General features: G+C 69.4%; 15 protein-coding genes. 5 read left to right on the forward strand and 10 right to left on the reverse strand.

Annotated features, from left to right (window positions below; translation table 11 throughout):
- Positions 1–19: 19 nt before the first annotated feature.
- Complete coding sequence (locus AVL48_RS17490; protein ID WP_061984191.1) at positions 20–1045, reverse strand: 6-phosphofructokinase; 1026 nt, start codon at positions 1043–1045, stop codon at positions 20–22.
- Between the two features lie 283 nt (positions 1046–1328).
- Between AVL48_RS17490 and AVL48_RS17495 the strand changes: the two genes are divergently transcribed.
- Entirely contained in the window at positions 1329–2405 is a 1077-nt protein-coding gene (locus AVL48_RS17495) for a 3-deoxy-7-phosphoheptulonate synthase (RefSeq protein ID WP_061984189.1), read from the forward strand.
- A 117-nt stretch (positions 2406–2522) separates the two neighbouring features.
- Here the strand turns inward: AVL48_RS17495 and AVL48_RS17500 are convergent, their stop codons facing one another.
- Complete coding sequence (locus tag AVL48_RS17500; protein ID WP_061984256.1) at positions 2523–3008, reverse strand: polyadenylate-specific 3'-exoribonuclease AS; 486 nt, start codon at positions 3006–3008, stop codon at positions 2523–2525.
- 20 nt (positions 3009–3028) lie between these two features.
- Complete coding sequence (locus AVL48_RS17505) at positions 3029–3790, reverse strand: lysophospholipid acyltransferase family protein (RefSeq protein ID WP_061984187.1); 762 nt, start codon at positions 3788–3790, stop codon at positions 3029–3031.
- 214 nt (positions 3791–4004) lie between these two features.
- Between AVL48_RS17505 and AVL48_RS17510 the strand changes: the two genes are divergently transcribed.
- Genes AVL48_RS17510 through AVL48_RS17520 form a run of 3 tightly spaced genes read left to right on the forward strand, consistent with a single transcriptional unit; the run spans position 4005 to position 6438 of the window.
- On the forward strand, positions 4005–4775 hold the full coding sequence (locus AVL48_RS17510; RefSeq protein ID WP_061984186.1) for an alpha/beta hydrolase: 771 nt from the start codon (positions 4005–4007) through the stop codon (positions 4773–4775).
- The gene (locus tag AVL48_RS17515; protein WP_061984184.1) at positions 4772–5275 is read left to right on the forward strand and encodes a hypothetical protein; all 504 of its coding nucleotides are present in this window, start codon (positions 4772–4774) and stop codon (positions 5273–5275) included. The genes AVL48_RS17510 and AVL48_RS17515 overlap by 4 nt, the downstream gene beginning before the upstream one ends.
- Before the next feature lie 20 nt (positions 5276–5295).
- The gene (locus tag AVL48_RS17520) at positions 5296–6438 is read left to right on the forward strand and encodes a glutamate--cysteine ligase (RefSeq protein WP_061984182.1); all 1143 of its coding nucleotides are present in this window, start codon (positions 5296–5298) and stop codon (positions 6436–6438) included.
- Here AVL48_RS17520 and AVL48_RS17525 read toward each other — a convergent pair.
- The 7 genes from AVL48_RS17525 to AVL48_RS17555 are packed head-to-tail and all read right to left on the reverse strand — an operon-like array spanning position 6435 to position 11537.
- Positions 6435–7298 carry an NUDIX hydrolase gene (locus AVL48_RS17525; protein WP_061984180.1) on the reverse strand — a complete coding sequence of 288 codons (864 nt, stop codon included), beginning with the start codon at positions 7296–7298 and terminating at the stop codon, positions 6435–6437. The two genes, AVL48_RS17520 and AVL48_RS17525, sit on opposite strands and share 4 nt — an antisense overlap.
- 4 nt (positions 7299–7302) lie before the next feature.
- On the reverse strand, positions 7303–8262 hold the full coding sequence (locus tag AVL48_RS17530; protein ID WP_061984254.1) for an ROK family protein: 960 nt from the start codon (positions 8260–8262) through the stop codon (positions 7303–7305).
- Positions 8263–8277: 15 nt separating this feature from the next.
- Entirely contained in the window at positions 8278–8694 is a 417-nt protein-coding gene (locus AVL48_RS17535) for a hypothetical protein (protein ID WP_061984178.1), read from the reverse strand.
- A complete protein-coding gene (locus AVL48_RS17540) occupies positions 8691–9833 on the reverse strand; it encodes an ArsA family ATPase (protein ID WP_061984176.1) in 1143 nt (380 codons plus the stop codon). The genes AVL48_RS17535 and AVL48_RS17540 overlap by 4 nt, the downstream gene beginning before the upstream one ends.
- A gap of 14 nt (positions 9834–9847) precedes the next feature.
- Complete coding sequence (locus AVL48_RS17545; protein WP_061984174.1) at positions 9848–10288, reverse strand: SRPBCC family protein; 441 nt, start codon at positions 10286–10288, stop codon at positions 9848–9850.
- Positions 10289–10315: 27 nt separating this feature from the next.
- The gene (locus tag AVL48_RS17550) at positions 10316–11104 is read right to left on the reverse strand and encodes a metallophosphoesterase family protein (RefSeq protein ID WP_061984172.1); all 789 of its coding nucleotides are present in this window, start codon (positions 11102–11104) and stop codon (positions 10316–10318) included.
- Between the two features lie 22 nt (positions 11105–11126).
- Positions 11127–11537, reverse strand: a complete 411-nt coding sequence (locus AVL48_RS17555) for a hypothetical protein (protein WP_061984170.1) — start codon at positions 11535–11537, stop codon at positions 11127–11129.
- Between the two features lie 125 nt (positions 11538–11662).
- Between AVL48_RS17555 and AVL48_RS17560 the strand changes: the two genes are divergently transcribed.
- Positions 11663–13462, forward strand: a complete 1800-nt coding sequence (locus tag AVL48_RS17560) for an AMP-dependent synthetase/ligase (RefSeq protein ID WP_061984168.1) — start codon at positions 11663–11665, stop codon at positions 13460–13462.
- Positions 13463–13558 lie beyond the last annotated feature (96 nt).

Raw genomic sequence — 13558 nt, forward strand, 5'->3', positions numbered from 1 at the left:
CCTTCTTCCGAAACACCGCTCAGCCGAAGAAGACTTCGGCCTCTTCGTACCGCTCGACCGGGACGGTCTTCAGTTCGGCGGTCGCCTCGGCGAGCTTGACGCGGACGATGTCCGTGCCACGCAACGCGACCATCACCCCGAAGTCGCCGTCGGCGACGGCGTCGACCGCGTTGAGCCCGAATCGGGTGGCGAGCACGCGGTCGTAGGCCGTCGGGGTGCCGCCGCGCTGGACGTGCCCGAGCACGACCGCGCGGGACTCCTTGCCGGTGCGCGCCGCGATCTCGTCGGCGAGCCAGGTGCCGATGCCACCGAGCCGGACGTGCCCGAAGGCGTCCTTCTCACCGGTCAGCAGCTTCTCCTCGCCGCCTTCAGGCAGCGCGCCCTCGGCGACGACGATGATCGGCGCGTACTCCTTCTCGAACCGGCGCTCGACCCACGAGACGACCTGGTCGACGTTGAAGTGCCGCTCCGGCACCAGGATCACGCTCGCGCCGCCGGCCAGGCCGGAGTGCAGCGCGATCCAGCCCGCGTGCCGTCCCATGACCTCGACGACCAGCGCGCGGTGGTGCGATTCGGCCGTGGTGTGCAGCCGGTCGATGGCTTCGGTGGCGATCGAGACGGCCGTGTCGAAGCCGAAGGTGTAGTCGGTGGCGCCGAGGTCGTTGTCGATCGTCTTGGGCACGCCGACGACACCGACGCCGTCATCGGTGAGCCGCTTCGCGACGCCGAGCGTGTCCTCGCCGCCGATCGCGATCAGCGCGTCGACCTGCTGCTCGGCGAGCACGGCCTTGATCTTGTCGACGCCGCCGTCGACCTTGTACGGGTTGGTCCGCGAGGAGCGCAGGATGGTGCCGCCGCGGGTGAGGATGTCCTCGACGTCGTTCAGGCCGAGCGGACGGCTGTCCCCGGTGAGGGGACCGTTCCAGCCGTTGCGGAACCCGACGACGTCCCAGCCGTGCACCTCGATGCCCTTGCGCACCACAGCGCGGATCACCGCGTTGAGCCCCGGGCAGTCGCCACCGCCGGTCAGCACACCGACACGCATCAGAAGCCTCCGTCTTGTGTTCCATAGAGATGACAGTCACATGTCCCGACGCCAGGGTAGCGGCAGTTCTCTGGATCGGTGCAGGGCGGACCACCTCGGAAATCGGTCCACGGCGGCGGATGTGCTAGCTTGGCGTCGTGCAGCGCTATTTCTGGTTTACGAAGCCGGCCCCGGGTGGGCACGGCGGCGTGAACCTGCGCTGACCACCACCCCGAGCCGGAATCGCACCGGCTCGGCGAGTTCCCGCGGGTCGGTATCCCTTTCGAAAGGACCCAGACCCGCGATGTCTCCCTCCGCCGCCACCCTCATCGCCCTCGACGGCCACCGCACTTCGGCCGTCAATCCGCTGCTGTCGCCCGCCATGCTGCGGCACGAGCATCCGATGACGGAAGAAATCGCCGAGACCGTCCTAGCCGGGCGGGCCTCGGCCGTCGACATCCTCGACGGCCGGGACGACCGGCTCCTCGTCGTCGTCGGACCCTGCTCGGTGCACGACGCGGACGCCGCGCTCGACTACGCCCGCCGCTTGGCCGCGAAGGCCGAAGAACACCGTCGTGACCTGCACATCGTCATGCGCGTGTACTTCGAAAAGCCGCGGACGACGCTCGGCTGGAAGGGCCTGATCAACGACCCCGGCCTCGATGGCACCTACGAGGTCAACCACGGCCTGCGGATGGCGCGCAAGCTGCTGCTCGACGTCTCCGCGCTCGGCCTGCCGGTCGGCTGCGAATTCCTCGACCCGATCACCCCGCAGTTCATCGCCGACACCGTGACCTGGGGTTCCATCGGCGCGCGGACCGCCGCGAGCCAGGTGCACCGGCAGCTGTGCAGCGCGCTGTCGATGCCGGTGGGGATCAAGAACTCGACCGAGGGCGACGTCCAGGTCGCCGTCGACGCCACCCGCGCGGCCGGCGCGAGCCACGTGTTCGCCGGCATCAACCCCGACGGGCTCGCCGCGCTGATCACCACCGCCGGGAACGAGGACTGCCACGTGATCCTGCGCGGCAGTGCCGCCGGGCCGAACTACGACCCCGAGACGGTGGCCGACACCCTGGCGCGGCTGGCGAAGGCGGGCCTGCCGGAGCGGGTGATCATCGACGCGAGCCATGGCAACAGCGCGAAGGACCACGTGCGGCAGGCTTCGGTCGTCCGCGAACTCGCGGGGCGGATCGGTGCCGGTGAGCGGGGCATCGCGGGGCTGATGCTGGAGAGTTTCCTGGTGGAGGGGCGCCAGGACCTGACGCTGGGCGAAGCCGCTTCGCTGACCTACGGGCAGTCGATCACCGACGCCTGCCTCGGGTGGGAGACGACGGCTGAACTGCTGGACACGCTGGCGGCGGCTGTCGACTCACGCCGCTGAAGGCCCCGGCGGCTGCAATGAAGGGGCCTTTCATCGCAAATTCTGCGATGAAAGGCCCCTTCATTGCAGAGTAGACGGGGACGGCGGGGCTTCGCGTAGGTCACGCAGGCCGATCGTCTAACGATGCCAGTAGGACTCGATGATCTGCCACCGCTGGTAGTTGTGGCGCGCGTCCGCGAGCGCGTCGTGCTGGTCGTCCGGGGCCGCCGGGAGCTTCGGCTTGCCCGCGTCCTCCCACCGTTGCCGCAGGTCACGGGTGAACCGCGGCAGCTGACGCGGCAGGGCGGGCATCGGACCCCACAGCTGCGCCAGCGCGACGTGGTCGTAGGCGGCGAACCAGGCCCACAGTTCGATCCCGCCGGGCGGCTTGCCGAAGAACTCGAGCAGATCCGTGCGGATCTTCTCGCGGCTGCGCCACGCCGGGTCGGCGGGCGACGGGAGTTTCGGGAGCACGTTGTCGCGGACCCAGGGGCCGGCCTTGCCGGGGTCGAAATCGGTCGAGACCGCGTAGAACTCGCGGCCTCTTTCGTCCACGACACCGATCGACACCAGATCGATGGTCACGCCGTCCTCAATGAATTCGGTGTCGTAGAAAAAGCGCACCAAAGAACCCTAGTGGGCTCTCAGCCGACCTTGGTGTCCGGGATACGGGCGACGTCGTGGGCGGACAGCTGCGAGGGCACCTTCGGGCGGATCCCGGCCTCTTCGGCGGCGAGCAGTTCCTTCGCCTTGGCGGCGTAGATGTCGACGTACTCCTGGCCGGAGAGCTCCATGAGCGCGTACATGATCTCGTCGGTGATGGACCGCTCGATGAAGCGGTCCCCGGCGAGGCCCTCGTAGCGGGAGAAGTCGAGCGGCTTGCCGAAGCGGATCTCGAGGCGGCGCGGCCACCACATCTTCGAGCCGATCGGGTTCACCTTGTCGGTGCCGATCATGACCACCGGGATGACGACGCCGCCGGAGTCGAGCGCGATCCGCGCGACGCCGGTCTTGCCCTTGTAGAGGCGGCCGTCCGGGGAGCGGGTGCCTTCGGGGTAGATGCCGAGGAGGTGGCCTTCACGGACCAGGCGGGTCGCGGTGTCCAGCGCGGCCTGCGCGGCGTTGCCGCCGGAGCGGTCGATCGGGAACTGGCCGACGCCGGTGAAGAACCACTTCTTCAGCAGGCCCTTGAAGCCCTTTTCGGTGAAATACTCCGATTTGGCCGGGAAGGTCACCTTGCGCTTGACCCGCAGCGGCATGAAGAAGGAGTCGGCCACCGCGAGATGGTTGCCCGCGAGGATCGCACCGCCGGTCTCGGGGATGTTCTCCGCACCGACCACCTTGGTGGGCCACAGCGCCTTGAGCAGTGGCCCGATAAACACGTGTTTCATGAGCCAGTACAGCACTGCGAAAACTCCTCCTAGCAGCTCAACCCCCGCGCCCGATGGTCAAGACTACGAATCGCGCACCCCCGGCACAACGAAGTCCACCCGGTTACCCGCACCCAGCGACAGATCTCACACCCCGTCCGGCCCGATTTGCGATGTGAGCGGGGGCCCACAAGCCGCTCCGCTCGTGCGAACATAGGAGACCTACCCAGCTCTCACGGAAGGCGATCGCATGGCCGTCCTCGCCGGCGCGGAACCGTTCGCTCACACCGGTTCGACCGAAGCAGGGTTCCTGCTGTGCCACGGCTTCACCGGCACCCCCGCGAGCATGCGGCCGTGGGGCGACCATCTGGCCGAGGCCGGTTACACCGTGCGCTGCCCGCTCCTTCCCGGGCACGGGACCCGGTGGCAGGACATGAACCGGACAGGCTGGCAGGACTGGTACGGCACGGTCCGTGAAGAACTCCTGGCCCTCTTCGCGACCTGCGACTCGGTGTTCGTCGCCGGGTTGTCGATGGGCGGGACGCTGACCCTGCGGCTGGCCGAGGAGTTCGGCGACCGGATCGCCGGGATCGTGCTCGTGAACCCCTCGATCATGACGCTGCGGTGGGACGCCAAACTGCTGCCCGTGCTGTCGCGGGTCCTGCCCTCGGTGCCCGGCGTGGCCAACGACATCGCGAAGCCGGGCGAAACCGAACTCGCCTACTCCCGGACGCCCGTGCGCGCCGCGGCGAGTCTCGCCCGATTGTGGCGCGTGACGCGGGCGGACCTGGCGAAGATCACCCAGCCCGTACTGCTGCTCCGCTCGGCCGTCGATCACATCGTGGAGCCGGTCAACTCCCAGGTGATCCTCGACGGGATCCGCAGCGAGGACGTCACCGAGGTGGTGCTGGAGAACAGCTTCCACGTCGCCACCCAAGACCACGACGCCGGCCTGATCTTCACGCGTACGGTGGACTTCGCCCGGTCCGTGCGCCGGGCGGGACAGGTGGACGCCGGATGAGCAGAGGCAAGGACGGGCCGGAGGACGTCGACGCGACGTTCGCCGAGATCGTGGCCGACCTCCGTGCGGAGGGCGTCGGCCTGTTCCCCGAAGACGACCTGGAGAAACCCGCCGGGAAGACCGCGGAGAAGCCGGCGGAGAAGACCCCGCGGCCCGAGTCTTCGGAGGCCGAATCCGAACCGGGCTGGCGAGGTGGCGGCACCAGCTGGGACAAGACCCTCTTCGAGGACGATCCGGCCGGGTCGAGTGACGACGAGGGCCATTTCGTGCCGCCCGAGCCGCCTCCCCTGCCGCGTCCGCGCAAGGGCGCGTTCGTCGTCCTGCTGTTCTTCGTGCTCGGCCTGCTGCTCCTGATCGCGCCCAACTTGATCGGCATGGGCACCCGGCTCGGCACCCCGCTCGGCATCCTCGCCCTCGCGACCGCGATCGCGCTCCTCCTGCTGCGGGTTCGCCAGGGGCCGCCGCCCGGCGCCGATCCGCACAACGGCGCGCAGGTCTGAGCTGCCGGACGATTCCGATCATGAAGATCGACTTCAGTCCCTCGCGCCGGTCGACGGTAGGCGCGGAATGGGAACTCGCCCTCGTCGACCGGCGGACCGGTGAGCTCTCGTCGGTCGCGGAGCAGGTGCTCGACGCGGTCCGTCCCGACGGCGCGGAAGAGCATCCCAAGATCAAGCAGGAACTGCTGCTCAACACCATCGAGGTGATCAGCGGGATCTGCGACACCATCGCCGAGGTCAAGGCCGATCTGAACGCCTCGCTCGACGTCGTGCATTCGGTGCTCGACCCGCTGGGCGTGGAGCTGTTCTCGGCCGGGTCGCATCCGTTCTCGACGTGGTACCAGCAGAAGGTCACCGACAAGGAGCGGTACGCCAAGCTCATCGACCGGACCCAGTGGTGGGGACGGCAGATGCTGATCTACGGCGTCCACGTGCACGTCGGCGTCGAACACCGCGACAAGGTCCTGCCGATCCTGGACGCGCTGCTCAACTACGCGCCGCACTTGCAGGCGCTTTCGGCGTCGTCGCCGTACTGGGGCGCGGAGGACACCGGGTACGCGTCGAACCGCGCGCTGATGTTCCAGCAGCTCCCGACGGCCGGGCTGCCGTTCCAGTTCCGGAAGTGGACCGAGCTGGAAAGCTACGTCGACGACATGTTCACCACGGGCGTGATCGACCACTTCTCCGAGATCCGCTGGGACATCCGGCCCGCGCCGCATTTCGGGACGATCGAGATGCGCGTGTGCGACGGGCTGCCGACGCTGGAAGAGGTCGGCGCGATCGCGGCACTGACGCAATGTCTCGTCGAGGATTTCAACACCCGCCTCGACGACGGCGAGATCCTGCCGACGCTGCCGCCGTGGCATGTCCAGGAGAACAAGTGGCGCGCGGCGCGCTACGGCGTCGACGCGATCGTCATCCTCGACGCCGCGGGCAACGAGCGGCCCGTCACCGAAGACACCCTCGACCTGCTGGACCGGCTCGAACCGGTGGCCCGGCGCCTGGACTGCGTCGACGAACTGCGCTCGGTGGAGACGATCCTGCGTCATGGGCCCAGTTACGTGCGTCAGCGCGCGGTGGCGAAGCGGTCCAACGGCAGTCTTCGCGCCGTCGTCGCGTCACTCATCGCCGAAATGCGCGACGGGCTGATCGCGCGCCCCTAGCCGAGGTGTCCCAGCAGGGTGCCCGGCCCGAAGGCCGACGCTCCCACGGCCTCGACGCGGGAGCGGAGTCCGCGATCGGCGGTCACCGCGACGACGTGATCGTCCGGCCCCGCGAGCCGGGCCTCACGCGCCACGGCCACGATCTTGTCGTCGCCTCCACCCTCGGCGTCGACGACTTCGACACCGGGCGCCGCCCCGACACCGCGGGCGTTGCCCTCCACAACCAGCACGACCTTCGGCCACCATGACCATTCCCCGCCGCCGGGCAGCGCCGGGTCGGTGAAGCCGGTCTCGGCCAGCGTCGCGAGCTTGTCCCGCAGCCGTTCCGCCGCGCCGCGCCGGTCGCGCCACCAGCCGTCCGGCCGTGACCCGACGACGTTCGCGCCGTCGACCACCAGTATCAGCCTGCGATCCAAGTGTTCCCTCAAACCCGGCCAGGCCACGGCGAAGTCGCGATGCAGCTGGAAATCCGCGACCTCCGCCGCGCGGACCCAGCGCAGTTCCGCGCTCTCCGCGTTCTTCACCCTGGCCGAAAGCCTCCCGATCGGCGCGGCCAGGATCGTGGTGTAGCGCCAGTTCCCGTGATCGACGTGCGACGCCGCCAGCGGGCGGACCCTGGCGGGCGGGATGTCGGCCTCTTCGTGCGCCTCACGGGTGGCGGCCTCACGCGCGCTCTCCCCCGCCTCGATCGCGCCCCCTGGCAACGCCCACGTGCGGCCGTGATGCACCCACCAGGCCCGCCGCTGCAGCAGGACACCGCGTTCGGGATCGGACAACAGCAGCCCGGCGGCACCGTTGAGTCCCCAGTGAAGATGCCCGAAATCGCACTTCACGAAGCCATTGCCATCTTGCCGGGTCACGGTTTCAGCCTGTCACACCGACCCCGGCGCCGAGAGCCTTCGCCGCGTCGACGGCCAGCGCCGCCGCGCCGACGATGGCGGTGTCGTCCCCGTGGTGCGCGGTGCGGATGCGGGCCAGCGGCCGGTGTCCGGCGCCGGTGATCTTGCCCGCGTAGTGCTCCCGCGCCTCGTCGAGGAACAGCGGCGCCGATTCGGACACGCCGCCGCCGATCACGATGATCTCGGGATCGAAGACGTCGGCGACCAGCGCCAGCCCCTCGGCCAGCCACTTCGCCAGTTCGGTCATCGCGCGCTGGGCGATCGGGTCGCCGTCGCGGGCGGCGCCGGCGACGCGGCGCCCGGTCACCGAACCGGGGTCTCCCCTGGTCTCGCGGGCCAGCACGGTCGAGCGGCCGGGATGCCGCGCGAGCAGTTCCACCGCCGTCGCGGCCAGTGCCGTCCCGCTGCAGTACCGCTCCCAGCAGCCGTACTTCCCGCACGGGCAGGCGCGCCCGCCGGGGACGACCGTCAGATGCCCGAGTTCCGGGGCGACACCGTGCGCGCCCCGGAAGATCTTGCCGTCGAGCAGCAGCCCCGCCCCGATCCCGGTGCCGAGCGCGACCAGCGCGGCCACGTGGGCGCCGCGAGCGGCGCCGAAGCGGTACTCGCCGACCGCGGCGGCGTTCGCGTCATGCTCCAAGGTGACCGGGAGGCCGACCCGCTTTTCGATCCGCTCGGCGACCGGCGCGGCACGCCACGACAGATGCGGCGCGAACATCACCGTCCGCCGGTCCTTGGCGACGAACCCGGCGACCGCGAGCCCGACGCCGGAGACGTCGTGCCGGTTGCGGAGGTCTTCCACGACCCCCGCGATCGCGTCTTCGAGCGCGTTCTCCTCGCCGGGTGTGCCGACCCTTGCGGTGTCCATCAGCGAGCCGTGCTCGTCCACCACGCCGGCGCGCACACTCGTGCCCCCGACGTCCACCCCTACCGTCAGCACTCAGTTCTCCTGGTCCGGCTGCCAGGCGTCGCGCCTGGTCACGGCGATGTGCTGGACCCGCGAAGCTTCCACCGGCGCATCTTCTCGCGCGGGCTCCTTCCGCGCAGGCTGGAACCCCGGCATGTGCACGCCGCCCTCGGGCTCCCAGCGGTCCGCGAGCACCGCGCGCAGCAACGCGACGAGCTGCGCGGCCTGCTCCAGCAACCGCGCCACGACCTCGGGCCGTCCGCCGCGCAAGACCTCGACGATCGCGCAGAGCGGGCACCAGTCGCCCTCGTGTTCCGCGCAGCCGTGCCCGGCGGAGATGACGTCCTCCAGCCACGGCGCCGCGTGCTCGACGACCAGTTCGACCAGCAGCCGGATCTCTTCGATCAGGCTGAGATGCGCCGTTCCGGTGTTCTCACTGCTCTCGCTCACCCGGGTCCCCGGTTTCCGGCCAGGCTCACGACCAGGCCGTGCGCGTCGGATTCCGCACCGGTGATCCGGCACGGGCGCAACATCTCCGGCAGCGCGATCAGCCGCCGGAAACCGTCCACGGTGACGGCGAGATCATCGTCCACTCTGGCCAGGTCCACTTCGGAATCGCGGTGCAACGGCACCGTGATCCGCAGCCGGTATCCACTGTCCGATTCGGACACCTGCAGCAACGGGGTGACACCCTTTCCCTTACCGGCCAAGGGATCCAGTCCCCGATAAAGCTCGTAGGCGATTTCCTGCAACGCCGCCGGCCCGACCGGTTCGACAGCGCGGTGTTCGACCGGCTTCACCTCGTCCGGACCGAATCCGGCGTCGGCGAGTTCGGCGAGGACGGCGTTCTGCTGGGTACGGCGGGTCCGCATCCACGTGGCCGCGGCGCCGCGCCAGAAGCCGGGGGCGGGCATCAGCCGGTTGACGATCAGGCCGTCGACCAGGATCCCGCGGAGGGCCAGGGAACTGAGCGTGCGGCGAGCCTCGGCGACGACCACTCGTTCGGGGGTCAGTACCAGCCGCACGGTCGTGGTGGCCGGATCGGTGAGCAGGGCCCGCAGCGAGTCCAGATGCGCGCCGAGCCGCCGCACCGCGGCCGCCGTCCGTCGCGCCCCGGGTTTGAACATTTTCGTCAGGTACCCCGAAACCGCTTCCGGCAACGCGAGCAGCCGCAGTGTTTCCGCGGTCGGGCCGCAGTCGACCACGACTGTCTCCCATGGACCGTGCTCGGCGAGGCGCTGGACTTCGGTGAGGGCGAGGAGTTCGTCGACGCCGGGCACCACGGTCAGCTCTTCGGCGTCGAGCGAATCGAGGCCGGCACCCGCGAGCGCGATCTGCAGTTCCTGCCGGAGTTCGCGCCAGGTGCTGTCGACGAGACCGCGGGAATCGATCTGGGCGGCATGGAGGAGGTCGTCCACTTCGGACGGTTCGGCGCCGAGGGGGCGGCCGAAGGCGTCACCGAGGGAGTGCGCGGGATCGGTCGAGACCACGAGCGTCTTCCTGCCCCGCCCGGCCAGCGCGGCGGCCGTCGCCGCGGCCAGCGTGGTCTTGCCGACACCCCCCTTGCCGGTGAACAGCAGGATCCGCATGCCTACCCTTCGACTCAGGACGCTTCAGCGCGCTTCTTGAGCTCCTTGAGCGCGGTGTCCATGACCATCTTCTCGGCCTTGCGGCGCAGCAGCCCGATCATCGGCAGTGCCAGCTCGACGGACAGCGTATACGTCACCTTGGTGCGCCCGGCGCCCAGCGCTTCGAGGGCGTAGCGGCCGTTCTGGGCCTTCTGCATCTGGCCCTTGACCAGGTGCCAGCTGACCCCGTGGCCGTCGGCGTCCCAGTCGTATTCGAGGGTGTAGACGTCCTTGATCGGCCCGGCGTCGAGGGTGAGTTTCACCTGCTTGGCGCGACCCTTTTCGTCCTCGCCGAGCACCTCGGTCTCCCGGACGGCCTTGGCCCATTCCGGGTACGCGGGAAAGTCGGCGATGACGGCCATGACCCGCTCGGGCTCGGCGTCGACCTCGATGGATTGCGTGGACTGCTCGGCCATGTCCCAAACTCTAGCCGGGACCGCCGGTCACCAGCGCAGCACGTACGGCTGTGCCGTCTCTTTGAAGTGACCGACGTTACGGCATTCGGTCCTGCCGAGCCTCGTCCGCGCGGTCAGCGGCTGGTGGACGTGCCCGAACAGCGACCACCGCGGCCGCTGCTCGCGGATGAGGTCCACCAGCGCCGCCGAGCCGATCTCGGGCCGCCGCGCGATCACGTCGTAGGTCAGTTCCGGGACGGCGGGCGGGATGTGCGTGCACAGGATGTCGACGTCCTCCAGCGCGCCGACCGCGACGTCGTACTCCTCACGCGTGCGCAGGTACGGCCGCCAGAAGCCGTTGCGGCGCGGGACCACGTTCGGCGGGAGCAGCGCGCCACCGACGAACCCGAAGCGCAGGCCGCCGACCTCGGCGACCTCGCCGTCGAGCACCTGGATGCCGTCGCCGGCGAACTCCGGCCACAGCGACGGGTCGTCGACGTTGCCGGGGGTGGCGTAGGTCGGCGCGGTGAGGGCGCCGAACAGGATGGCGTACTGGTCCACGATGGCCTCGCCGACGGCGGCGGCGGGATCGGCCAAAGTGGCCCACAGCGATCGCGAAAAGGCGACGGTCTCGTCACGGGTGCCCTCGCGCCGCAGCCGCGCGAACTCGCCGACCTTCTCGGCGCCGAACAGCGCGCCCATGATGCCCTTGTCGTGCTCGCGGTAGTCGACGAAGTCCAGCAGGTCGCCCAGCACGATCAGCGCGTCGGCGCCGTCGCCCGCGCGTTTGAGCGCGTCGGCGTTGCCGTGCACGTCCGACACCACGTGAACCCGCATGCTCTCCCCTGTACTTCCCCGCTCAGCCGGCCCGCGGGCCGACACCGGGCTCGCGTCCGTCCTCCAGCACCTCTTTGAGCCCGAGCGCGATCGCCTTGGCGGCACGGGCCCGGCGGTCGAACTCGCGGCGCAGCTCCCGCGGGGCCAGCCCGATCGGCTCCCCGCCGGGACCGGCGGGGGTGGCGCGCAGGAAGTAGTGCAGCAAGGTGCCGTCGAGCACCGGCTCGAGCCAGACCTCCATCGTACCGATCAAGGCACCGCGCACGGTCCAGCGCAATCCCTCGTCCCCGCGGTCGGTGTAGACCTCGAGAACGAGGTCCGGCCAATAACGTGACCAAGATCGCGGATCGGCGAAAGCAGCGGCCACAGTGGAGGGCGGGACCACGAGGAAGGTCTCGTCGACGATGTCGAGAGCTGGCGGCGCCTGGTTCACAGCGGCAGAATGTCATGCCCTGGGTATGGCCGATTCGTCAGCATGGTCTTAAGGTGCACGGCACGCTAAGTTGACTGGCGGGTAACACCGGTCACACCACTTGCACGCGAACACGGAGGTTCCTCGTGCGCGAATACAGCGCCCCCGCCGCCCATCCGGTGACCGACGACGAGAACCTCGCGGACGTCGTCTGGGCGAACGCCGAGAGGTTCTCCGATGTCGTGAGTTTCCGCCGCCAGGTCGACGGTACCTGGTTGGACATCACCGCGAAGGACTTCGCCGCCCAGGTTCTCGCCGTGGCCAAGGGCATGGCCCAGGCAGGCATCGCACCGGGTGACCGGATCGGGCTCATGTCCAAGACCCGGTACGAATGGACGCTGATCGACTTCGCGATCTGGGCCGCCGGCGCGGTCACCGTCCCGATCTACGACACCTCCTCGGCCGAGCAGGTCCACTGGATCCTGTCGGACTCGCAGGCTAAGGGTGTGTTCGTCGAGACCGACGAGCACCTCGCGACGCTGGAATCGGTCAAAGGCCGTCTCGACTCGCTCGAACACACCTGGCAGATCGAGTCCGCCGACGCGCCCGCCGTCGACCACCTCACCGCGCGGGGTGCCGAACTGAGCGACGACGACCTGCACGAGCGCCGCCGGTCGGTGAAGGCGGGCGACCTGGCCACGATCGTGTACACGTCGGGCACGACCGGCCGCCCCAAGGGCGTCGAGCTGACCCACCGGAACCTCCTGGCCGAGATCCGCGCCGACATCGCCGCCTTCCCGCAGCTGATGGAACAGGGCAACTCGCTGCTGGTGTTCCTGCCATTGGCGCACGTCCTCGCCCGCGCCATCGCGGTGACCGCGCTGAGCGCGCGCGTGACCCTCGGGCACACCTCGGACGTCAAGAACCTCGTCGCCGACCTCGGCACCTTCCGGCCGACGTTCGTCGTCGCCGTGCCGCGCGTGTTCGAGAAGGTTTACAACGGCGCGAAGCAGAAGGCGCACGGCGACGGCAAGGGCAAGATCTTCGACGCCGCCGAAGCCACCGCCGTCGCCTACAGCCAGGCACAGGACACCGGCGGGGCCGGGCTGGGCCTCAAGATCAAGCACGCGCTGTTCGACAAGCTCGTCTTCAGCAAGCTGCGCGCGGCGCTGGGCGGCCGGTGTGTCGCGGCGGTGTCCGGCGGTGCCCCGCTCGGCGTGCGGCTGGCACACTTCTTCCGCGGCATCGGCGTCCCGGTGTTCGAGGGCTACGGCCTGACCGAGACGTCCGCGGCGGCCTGCGTCGGCACCCAGGACGGCTTCCGGGTCGGCACCGTCGGACGGCCGGTCGCCGGCACCTCGGTGCGGATCGCCGACGACGGCGAGATCCTGCTGAAGGGCGACGTCGTGTTCGGCGGCTACTTCAACAACCCCCAGGCGACCGCCGAAGCGCTGGAAGACGGCTGGTTCCACACCGGCGACCTCGGCGAACTGGACCGCGACGGATTCTTGAAGATCACCGGGCGCAAGAAGGAGATCATCGTGACCGCGGGCGGCAAGAACGTCGCCCCGTCCGGACTCGAAGACACCATCAAGGCCAGCCCGCTGGTCAGCCAGGCGATGGTGGTCGGCGACCAGCGGCCGTTCATCGGCGCGCTGATCACCATCGACGAGGAGTACTTCCCGTCGTGGAAGTCGCAGCACGGCAAGCCTTCCGACGCCTCCGTGTCCGACCTGGCCGACGACGCCGAACTGCGCGCCGAGATCCAGCAGGCCGTCGATCAGGCCAACGGCGCGGTGTCGCAGGCCGAGGCGATCAAGAAGTTCACGATCCTTCCGAAGGACTTCACCGAGGCAGGCGGCGAGATCACGCCTAGCCTGAAGCTGAAGCGCAACATCGTGAACAAGAACTACGCGAACGACATCGAAGCGCTCTACAAGAAGTAGCTCGCCGGTAGGTGAATGGTCGCGGGCCGTTGATGAAGGAATTGGGACGTTGAGTGTCCCAATTCCTTCATCAACGCGGGGTTCGCACCCGGTCGC

This window comes from Amycolatopsis regifaucium (assembly GCF_001613935.1).
Taxonomy (GTDB): Bacteria; Actinomycetota; Actinomycetes; order Mycobacteriales; family Pseudonocardiaceae; genus Amycolatopsis; species Amycolatopsis regifaucium.

Bases quoted from the DNA above. Each gene is read 5' to 3' on its own strand.
- AVL48_RS17550 (WP_061984172.1), bottom strand. From the start codon at position 11,104: ATGCGGGTTCACGTGGTGTCGGACGTGCACGGCAACGCCGACGCGCTC.
- AVL48_RS17540 (WP_061984176.1), bottom strand. From the start codon at position 9,833: ATGCGGATCCTGCTGTTCACCGGCAAGGGGGGTGTCGGCAAGACCACG.
- AVL48_RS17545 (WP_061984174.1), bottom strand. From the start codon at position 10,288: ATGGCCGAGCAGTCCACGCAATCCATCGAGGTCGACGCCGAGCCCGAG.
- AVL48_RS17515 (WP_061984184.1), top strand. From the start codon at position 4,772: ATGAGCAGAGGCAAGGACGGGCCGGAGGACGTCGACGCGACGTTCGCC.
- AVL48_RS17495 (WP_061984189.1), top strand. From the start codon at position 1,329: ATGTCTCCCTCCGCCGCCACCCTCATCGCCCTCGACGGCCACCGCACT.
- AVL48_RS17520 (WP_061984182.1), top strand. From the start codon at position 5,296: ATGAAGATCGACTTCAGTCCCTCGCGCCGGTCGACGGTAGGCGCGGAA.
- AVL48_RS17490 (WP_061984191.1), bottom strand. From the start codon at position 1,045: ATGCGTGTCGGTGTGCTGACCGGCGGTGGCGACTGCCCGGGGCTCAAC.
- AVL48_RS17510 (WP_061984186.1), top strand. From the start codon at position 4,005: ATGGCCGTCCTCGCCGGCGCGGAACCGTTCGCTCACACCGGTTCGACC.